We start from the raw sequence: 8432 nt of genomic DNA, 5'->3' as shown, positions 1-8432 counted from the left end.
CCCGCTCGACTTGCATGTGTTAAGCCTGCCGCCAGCGTTCAATCTGAGCCATGATCAAACTCTTCAGTTAAAATCATTAGTAGCTTATGGCTACAAATCTTGGCTCATCAATTTTCTGACAAATATTTCTCAAATAAACTTCGAGTAATTTTTACCATCAATCAATGAAATATTTTCGATCGATCAATCAGTAAAAATCCACACAAGTTGTTCTTCATAATCTCTTAATGATCTTCTTGCTGATTCGTCATCAGCAAGCTAGGTCGGCTATACTACTCTCTTCCCAGAGAAAGTCAACTGGTTTTGTTAATTATTTTTAAACTTATTCAAGACTTCCAGATTCTACTACTTGGGCTAAATCTTTGTTTCTTAACAAGTTTTAATCAACATCACCGCCGATGGATGTGCATTCTACAGCATTTCCAAACCAACACAACCCCCTTTTCTCAATTATTTATAAAAAAACTTCCACTTGTTTATTTATTCAGCAAAATGTCGCTTTTTTACTAACATTTCTTAAAATTTGATTTAACAATGAGCAATAAAGAGCTGTTAAGATAGTTAAAAGATTATTTTTTTAATTCACCTGCTGATTATAAAGTTCCGGAACTCTTTTATATGCAACACATTCGCCACTTATGTGCTGGTCTACTCTTTGTAGGCTTTACAACATTTGCATTTGCTGAAGATGTAGCGCCTACAGCTGCCAGCGAAATAGATACCAGTGCTGATCCGCAAACAGCTCAATCTTCTTCGCTTAAAGAATTAAAGAATATTAAAGCAAAAGATTTAAAAGTAGATGCCAATGCAGCACAACCTGATAATGTAAAAGATCCGCTTCAACCTTTAAATAGACAAATTTTTGCCGTCAATGATGCTTTAGACCGTGCAGTCGTTCGCCCAATTGCGGTGGAATATAAAGAAAAGATCCCTTCTCCGATTCGTGACTCTTATAGTGGCTTTCGTAAAAACCTCGGTGAACCTTGGAATGCAGTGAACCAACTTATACAAGGTCGTCCCGGCCGTGCCGCAAAAACTTTAGGTCGATTTACCATTAATACGGTAACTACTTTAGGTTTTGCAGATCCTGCTTCGCGCTTGGGTTTAGAAACTGAAGATGAAAACTTTGGTACGACTCTTGGCTATTGGGGGGTTCCATCTGGCCCATACCTCGTGCTTCCTGTTTTTGGGCCAAGTACTTTCCGTGATGGTTTTGGCTTGGTTGTTGATGGCTATGCGCGCCCACAAAAATACATATTAGAAGATGAAGAAGGCCTGTATTGGGCCGAACAGACTTTACGTGGTATTGATGTGCGATCACAACTGATTGATATTGAGGGTGCGATTCAAGGCGACAAATATTCCTCAATTCGTGATATTTATTTACAACGTAAAAACTTCATTATTGCTGAGAAAAAAGGCCAAGAAGCTGAAGGAATGTTCATTGATGAGGTCGGTGATGATGATTCTTCTAGCTCTCCATCAACCAATGAATCGCATCAAATGTTAGATACGGAATAACAATGTATTGCAGCTAGAGTTGAATTTTTTTTCTCTAGCTGTAATTTGCTTGTTATAGTAAAGCAATAGCTTAATGCTAAGGATAAGCCATTTTTTTTATGTATTTCATTCAACCTTCTCGCCATATTCCATATTTAGAACAGGTGCTAGACACACTACCAAGTGTGCAAATGATTCGCATAGAAGACATTGATCTTTATGACCCGACTATTATTGCTATTGCCGACATCCAAGATTATTTAGATTATAAATGGACACTGCCTACCATTGTTCTTGCCTTTGAAAATGAAGGTAGTGCTTTAGCCCAAGCTTGGGAACTTGGTGCTTTAGCAGGTTGGATGTGGAATAAACTGCCCAGTAACCCACAGCAATCCTTACTCAAAATTGATGCTCAATATAAGCGTAATCAAGACAGTCGCGATCTGCCTTCCGCAGCAGAGTTACAAAAGCGACTTTTACCAAATCCTATAGAACTCCAAAACTACACCGTTGAAACATTTTTTCAGCCTTCTGCTTATTTGTCTGGGGACTGGTTTGATTATTGGAAAATTAGCGATAAAGAAGTGATGTTCTATTTGGCTGATGTATCCGGTCACGGGGTCACCAGCAGCTTATTAACCTCTTGGATGGCGGCTTTTCATGGTCGTGCCAAAACACCGCGCGAACTCATTAAGAAACTCAATGGCATGTTGGTTCAAGAGAATATTGAAAAGCACATCACCATGATTGCAGGGATTTTAAACCTCGAAACACATCAACTTCGTTGGTCGAGTGCAGGACATTACCCCCCAGCAATTATCTTCGAGCCAAATCAAGCTCCTAAAATATTACATACCAGTAGTTTTCCTCTGGGCCTTACTGAAGAACTGGAAGTTGAAGAGCATGAATGTGTGCTCAACCGCCATGCCCGCTTCATTATTTGTTCCGATGGCGCACTCGAACCCTTTAATGGTGGACTGAATGATCAGTTCACACAATTGGTCTATCATTTGCAAAATCAATCCTTTGAAGCACCAGAGCATGTTGCAGACGATATTGCTATATTAAGTTTACGCCGAATGAATTAATCAAATTATCAATAACTTATTACAATATCCTATCTTCTAAGACTGTTAGATACTTGAGTAAGTATTTGCCCTATGGGATAATTTCCTATCCTTCTCTGCAAATGGCATTTATATGTCAACAGGTCATGTTGAATATGCAAGCTTGAATGGAACGCATATTTTTAAGCTTATTGGCGAAGTGCGTGCCCAATCTTGTATCAGTCTAGACAAACTTTTAAACCGTATTGAACAACAGTCAAATGTTGTTGGTGCAATCGTAGATTTAACCCAAACTACATTCATCGACAGCACTGTGTTAGGCATTTTGGCAAAGTTAGGCTTAAAGCTTAAACAGATCCATAATATCCAAGCTGTCATGTTGTCCACCAACTCTGATATCACTACCTTAGCCAACAGTATGGGGCTAGGGCAGGTTTTTGTGATTTTAAACTACTGTGGCGATCCAAACGTTTGTACCCTCGAACTGATGGAAGAGCACATTACACATCGTAATATGTTAAACACCGTACTAGATGCACATAAAACTTTGATGGAACTGAATCAAAGTAATCAAAATATGTTTGAACCTTTGGTCAAACAGTTGCAAAAAGAACAAGACAGCCTCGATCAAGTGTCGCAGCAACAAAACGCATAACAACAAATTTTGTAGGCCCATTTATGACTTTACTTTCTGTTGTACAAATGAACTCTCAAAATGACATTGAAGCAAACTTCCTTGTCATTGAGTCTCTCATTCAACAAAGTAAAGTAAATAGTGCTGAACTGATTGTGTTTCCCGAAAACTTCGTTTGTTTTGCCGCAGGCAAACAACGTGAGACCGCAGCACAGTTTGAAGACATTCAAAAGCGTTTAGAAAATCTTGCTCATCAATATCAGATCTGGATCGTCGCGGGTACTCTCCCATGCCCGTTCCGTCCAGATGGTTCTGTTATTGAGGATGGTCGTGTTCGTACAGTCAGTCTTTGCATTAGCCCTGAACGTACTGAAGCACGTTATGACAAAATTCATTTGTTTGACGTACAAGTTGGCGATGCTGTGGGTGGCTACCAAGAATCGAAGTTTTTTGAACCTGGTACAGATGTCGTTGTGGCAAAAATGCCTTTTGGTATTATTGGCTTGATGGTTTGCTATGACTTACGCTTTCCTGAACTGGCTTTAACTTTACGCGCGCGCGGTGCAAATATTTTGACTGCACCCGCTGCGTTTACCTACACCACAGGGCAAATGCACTGGCAGTTATTATTACAAGCCCGTGCGATGGACAGTCAATGTCAGGTTTTAGGCGCCGCACAACAAGGCTGGCATGGTGAAAAGAGACAAACTTGGGGACATGCAGCGGCAACCAATAGCCGTGGTCAAGTTTTGGATTTGATTCTTAACCCGGGCGCACAGTTGATTACGGTTCCTTTTGACTTGGCAGAACAAGTTCAAATTCGTGAAAGTATGCCGTTGATGCAACATCGGAAATTAATTCAACTCTAAAGATTTAAATAAAGTAAAAAGCAAATCTTAAGTTTTTTCATGAACTCATTTTTAATATTTTCACTGAAACATTAAATCGATAATAATGAAAATATTTTACTCCTCACACCTCTACTTCTTTCATTTCTGCACACCTTGGTATTTGCAAAAACAAATGATCTATATGCACTTGCAAAAAAGAACTCAGAAACCGAATGCGTTCGAAGCTTAGCCCAACCCGTGCTTTTAAAAAATAAAGTACGGAATCATACATTTTCAATTAAAAATACGATGGATGATTTTTCTATTTTATACGGTTTAGAAACAGCACAACTTGAAAATAAGCAAACTATACGACTTAAGCACATCAGTTGTGAATCTTATGGTTTCGACATTCAACTCATTCTAAATTCAACCGATATTGAAAAAAATCACAAACTTTGTCAAAGCTGTTTCATTCAAGAGTTATGTAGAATCGCTATTTATTTGCAACAAGATGATCGTGCGTTTTATTTAGATGGTATTACTGCTTTAGAGCAACAATTTACAAAATCCAAGACCTTTGAAATCAATATTGACTATATGCTTAAGGGTACAGAAGAAATGCCCCAAACCTTTTCTTTTAAGCAGATTCAAAAGCAAAAAAATGGACAATATCTGATTCATTTTAGGAATAGCACAGGTCCACTTTAACTCTTTTCTATTTAAAGATTACATTTACAAAAACACTGCTTATTCTTTCTGCAATTTAGGACAGGATAAGAACTCAAATACAATATTCAGGGAATCACAATGTCTTTAGAAAAAGTAGTTTATACAGCACATGCTAAAGCGACAGGTGGCCGTGATGGTCGCGCAACCTCTTCTGATGGGATTTTAGATGTAAAACTCACCGTTCCTAAAGAAATGGGCGGCGCAGGTGGTGGAACGAACCCTGAACAGCTTTTTGCCGCAGGTTATTCTGCATGTTTTCTAGGTGCAATGAAGTTTGTTGCTAACCGTGACCAATTAAAAATTACACCTGATGTTTATATCGAAGGTGATGTAGGTATTGGCCCGATTCCAACAGGCTTTGGTATTCAAGTGACCTTGAACATTCATTTAGAAGGTTTAGAGCAAGCAGAAGCGCAAAAATTAGTGGATGCAGCACATATTGTTTGCCCTTATTCAAATGCAACACGTGGAAATATTGATGTGACATTGAATGTGATTGTTTGATTTTTAAATGAACATCCACCTAAAAATAAAGACTAATTTTTAGGTGGATTTAATTTATTCAAATATTCTATATTGACTTAAACAATGTAGTAAAACACCTAAAATGAAACGTGACAAATCAAATGATGAAACTTTTCTTCAACTGACTAATATTGTAAATAATTTCAAATCGACCGATGAAAATTATCTCCTTTCCTATCCTTATTTTTTAAATTACTTCCAAAATTTAGAATCTATCAATTTAGAGAATTTGGTTATCGGAATAAGTTTTACTTATTCTTGGATGCCCACGATCCTAAAAGCGCTAAATCTTAAAAATACAGAAGAAGTTCTCTTCATCTTAAATGAAATCAAAAAAGGCAAACTTATCGATGAACAACAACTTACAACGCTAAAAACTACCTTTAACAATTCACTTGTTGGTACATCAAAACTCTTACATTTTATAAACCCAAAGCAATATGCGATTTGGGACAGCCGTGTTTTTAGATTTCTAAACGATGTAGAACCACATAAATATAGACTAGAAAAGCCCAGAGCTTATATTGAGTATTTAAAGCTGATCGAAGAGCTAAAAAATGAAGAACCCTTCACAACATTTTTTGAGTTAATGAAACAAAAAGTTGGTTATGACATTACGGAATACAGAGCACTGGAACTTGCATTTTTTAAAGGCACTCAATTCAAAATAAATGAGCCCTCCTAAAATTTCATTTTTTAAATTTAATCTTTAGCTTTATTCATTACTCTGCCGCTTCATTGGTCACACGCAATACTTCTTCCAGTGTGGTTTTCCCCGCCAATACTTTACGCAAACCATCATCACGAATAGAACCTGAGTGTTGTCTTGCATAACTTTCCAATTCATATTCAGCGGCATTGCCATGAACTAAACGGCGCATCTGATCGTCCACAGCGACAATTTCATAAATCGCCGTCCGCCCCGTAAAACCCGTATGTGAACAACGTTCACAGCCATTCGGTTGAGGTAACTGAAGTTCTGATTTTGGGTTCAAATGCTGAAACAGTTGTGTTTCAAAAGTATCGGCATCATGCCAAATGAAACAATGGCTACATAAGGTGCGCACTAAACGCTGTGCAATGACACCAATCAAAGAACTCGACAGTAAAAATGGTTCAATGCCCATGTCTTTTAAACGAGTGACCGCACCAATGGCCGTATTGGTATGCAGTGTAGATAGAACCAAATGCCCTGTGAGTGATGCTTGTACCGCAATTTCAGCCGTTTCCAAGTCACGGATTTCACCTACCATGACTACGTCTGGGTCTTGACGCAGCATGGCCTTTAAGGCTCTCGCAAAAGTCATATCGACTTTGGTGTTGACTTGTGTCTGTCCAATCCCTTCCAGTTGGTATTCAATCGGGTCTTCTGCGGTCAATATATTTTTCGAACCATCATTAAGGTCTGAAAGCGCCGCATAAAGCGTTGTTGTTTTACCCGAACCTGTCGGGCCTGTGACCAAAATAATCCCGTGTGGACGGTGCACCAACTGTGTTAAACGCTCATAGTCAGGTTTCAATAAGCCCAAATGGGTCATGTTCAAACGACCGGCTTGTTTATCTAATAAACGCATCACCACACGCTCGCCATGTGATGATGGCAAAGTCGATACACGCACATCGACTTCACGCCCAGCCAAACGCAGTGAAATACGGCCGTCTTGCGGAATCCGTTTTTCTGCAATATCCAGTTTTGCCATAACTTTAATACGAGATACTAATAACGGTGCAAGTTCACGGCGTGGCTGAACAATTTCACGTAATTGCCCATCGACACGTAAACGCACCGACAGTTTCTTTTCAAAGGCTTCAATATGAATATCGGATGCGCCAACACGAATGGCTTCAGACAATAACGCATTAATCAAACGAACAATTGGAGCATCATCTTCTTGATCCATCAGATCTTCAGCTTCAGGCACTTGGTCAGCTAAACTAAGTAAATCGGGATGATCTTCTAAACCAGCGGCCACTTGTTGTGATTCGCCACTGTCCCCTGCATAGCTACTGCTTAAAAGCTGGTGAAATTCTTCATCACTACACAGTTGATGTTGTGCTGCCACACCTAAAAAACGACGTGCCTCTTGCAAAGCCAACAACGGCGTACTTTCACGGCGCACAATAAAGGCTTGATCGCCTTCGTAACGCAACAGCACGCCATGACGCTTCGCAAAACTATAGGGAATTTGTAATTGTTTAAGCACTTGCATCTTAAAATTATAATAATGATGAAAAATATTATTTTGAGTGTACTCTAAGCATATGACAGCGTGAAGTCTGTTTTTCACTGATTTGCAATATAAGGAAATGTGCTGTTGCCTAATATGAATGAACTGTTTGAATCGGATAGCCCCAATTTAAAATGGTGGGGGGAATACAACTTTGAGTTGAATCAAGCTCGTGCGTGGCAGTTCGGCTCATTACTTTTTCGCCTCACCCGCGGTCTACAAGAATGGCGTTTAGAGTTTCATCGTCCTCAAGTTCAGTATGACTATGAGCAAAAATGGCATGCGATAGAAGATCCACATTTCGCCTTTCCGCAACCCGTTGAAATTAAACGCTACATGTTTAAAAACACTCACCATACGATTCAACTGATGCCACGTTTGGCCGATCGTTCAGTGGTAATTAAACCTGTCGATCCGATTTATATTCCAGCCGGTCAGCGCGGGACGTTGTATATCAGCACTCCGTTATGGATTTCGGGTTTTATTGAAGGTCAGCGCGATCCCCTATTTGATATTCCTGTGATTTTACCCAAAGAAACTTGGTTTGGGCCAAACCACCGTACAGGTGAAATTGCCTACGCTACGGCTGTCGATGGTCGAACTGAATTGCATCAACTCAAACCACGTGCATTTCGTGCAGTGACGCCCATTGAGTTCCACAACACCAGCCATTTACAACTGCGTTTTGACCGCATGAACGTACCTGTTTCAGCCCTGCCTTTATTTTATAGTGAAAGTACGGATCGACTTTGGACATCGCAAATTAAAGTCTTACATGAAGGCGCCGATCGGCCACCGCGAATCCGTATCGAGAACCGTACGCCTCCGCATGCAGGCAAAGTGATTTATGTGCATCCACCGCGCTCTTCGGCGAGCGCATTATTTAATATGTTTGATTCATTCTTCTAAGGGGGAC

The 8432-nt window shown here is 39.6% G+C and carries 9 protein-coding genes and 1 rRNA gene; 8 read left to right on the top strand and 2 right to left on the bottom strand.

Annotation, left to right across the window (positions count from 1 at the left end; all coding sequences use genetic code 11):
* Window positions 1-70, bottom strand: a 16S ribosomal RNA gene (locus ACF8FD_RS09800); the annotation flags it as partial.
* Window positions 71-618: 548 nt separating this feature from the next.
* Between ACF8FD_RS09800 and ACF8FD_RS09795 the strand changes: the two genes are divergently transcribed.
* From ACF8FD_RS09795 to ACF8FD_RS09765, 7 genes are all read left to right on the top strand, one after another.
* The gene (locus tag ACF8FD_RS09795) at window positions 619-1521 is read left to right on the top strand and encodes a VacJ family lipoprotein (protein ID WP_058868983.1); all 903 of its coding nucleotides are present in this window, start codon (window positions 619-621) and stop codon (window positions 1519-1521) included.
* A 98-nt stretch (window positions 1522-1619) separates the two neighbouring features.
* Complete coding sequence (gene gigA, locus ACF8FD_RS09790; RefSeq protein ID WP_004692240.1) at window positions 1620-2588, top strand: RsbU family protein phosphatase GigA; 969 nt, start codon at window positions 1620-1622, stop codon at window positions 2586-2588.
* Window positions 2589-2700: 112 nt separating this feature from the next.
* The gene (gene gigB / locus ACF8FD_RS09785) at window positions 2701-3222 is read left to right on the top strand and encodes an anti-anti-sigma factor GigB (RefSeq protein ID WP_004692241.1); all 522 of its coding nucleotides are present in this window, start codon (window positions 2701-2703) and stop codon (window positions 3220-3222) included.
* 23 nt (window positions 3223-3245) lie between these two features.
* Window positions 3246-4070: a carbon-nitrogen hydrolase family protein gene (locus ACF8FD_RS09780; protein WP_392453348.1), complete on the top strand. Its 825-nt coding sequence runs from the start codon at window positions 3246-3248 to the stop codon at window positions 4068-4070.
* A 135-nt stretch (window positions 4071-4205) separates the two neighbouring features.
* A complete protein-coding gene (locus tag ACF8FD_RS09775) occupies window positions 4206-4742 on the top strand; it encodes a hypothetical protein (RefSeq protein WP_125274107.1) in 537 nt (178 codons plus the stop codon).
* A 99-nt stretch (window positions 4743-4841) separates the two neighbouring features.
* Window positions 4842-5267, top strand: a complete 426-nt coding sequence (locus ACF8FD_RS09770; RefSeq protein WP_005400731.1) for an organic hydroperoxide resistance protein — start codon at window positions 4842-4844, stop codon at window positions 5265-5267.
* 103 nt (window positions 5268-5370) lie between these two features.
* Window positions 5371-5973, top strand: a complete 603-nt coding sequence (locus ACF8FD_RS09765; protein ID WP_392453347.1) for a hypothetical protein — start codon at window positions 5371-5373, stop codon at window positions 5971-5973.
* A gap of 37 nt (window positions 5974-6010) precedes the next feature.
* Here ACF8FD_RS09765 and gspE read toward each other — a convergent pair whose 3' ends face one another.
* Window positions 6011-7498: a type II secretion system ATPase GspE gene (gene gspE / locus ACF8FD_RS09760; RefSeq protein WP_058868979.1), complete on the bottom strand. Its 1488-nt coding sequence runs from the start codon at window positions 7496-7498 to the stop codon at window positions 6011-6013.
* 114 nt (window positions 7499-7612) lie between these two features.
* Here gspE and ACF8FD_RS09755 point away from each other — a divergent pair, with 114 nt between their 5' ends.
* Entirely contained in the window at window positions 7613-8425 is an 813-nt protein-coding gene (locus tag ACF8FD_RS09755) for a hypothetical protein (protein WP_017396988.1), read from the top strand.
* The last annotated feature ends 7 nt before the right edge of the window (window positions 8426-8432 follow it).

Source organism: Acinetobacter sp. TYF_19 (genome assembly GCF_043105125.1).
Taxonomy (GTDB): domain Bacteria; phylum Pseudomonadota; class Gammaproteobacteria; order Pseudomonadales; family Moraxellaceae; genus Acinetobacter; species Acinetobacter johnsonii.
The sequence above is the reverse complement of the archived record's forward strand: the minus strand, read 5'-3'. Positions and strand labels throughout refer to the sequence as shown.